Here is a 384-nt window from a genome sequence, read left to right on the forward strand (position 1 = left end):
TCTGTAGATATTTTCACCTCGATTGCTCGTCCAATAGAATGCGTCTGACCGGATAATTCACGTGTTGGTGTCAGTGTGGCGATCCGATAGATGAACGAAGACGCCTGGTCGTTCAGGGTTGTCGGACTTGTGCAAGTTGCCAGGAGGATCTGGAACTTATCAGTAAACAGAGAGGTTCGAAGTGAGCGAAATTAACTCTCAGGCACTGCGTGAACGGTGCTGTGGGACAGTTAGTGACGACTGGGGATTTGACGCAGACCTTTTCCATGAATTGGTAACACCATCGATTGTGCTGGAACTGCTGGATGAACGGGAAAGAAACCAGCAATACATCAAACGCCGCGACCAGGAGAACGAGGATATTGCGCTAACAGTAGGGAAACT

At 49.0% G+C, this 384-nt stretch carries 1 protein-coding gene and 1 pseudogene; both read left to right on the plus strand.

Going from position 1 to position 384, the window contains the following annotated elements; genetic code table 11:
• Nucleotides 1-83: 83 nt before the first annotated feature.
• Nucleotides 84-185 (plus strand): annotated as a pseudogene (locus DLK05_RS17200) (TraR/DksA C4-type zinc finger protein); the annotation flags it as partial.
• The coding region (locus DLK05_RS17205) for an ead/Ea22-like family protein (protein ID WP_148114141.1) at nt 182-384 on the plus strand (203 nt) is incomplete at its 3' end. The pseudogene DLK05_RS17200 and the gene DLK05_RS17205, both read left to right, overlap by 4 nt.

It is taken from the genome of Ancylomarina longa, assembly GCF_003996985.1.
In the GTDB taxonomy this organism is placed as follows: Bacteria; Bacteroidota; Bacteroidia; order Bacteroidales; family Marinifilaceae; genus Ancylomarina_A; species Ancylomarina_A longa.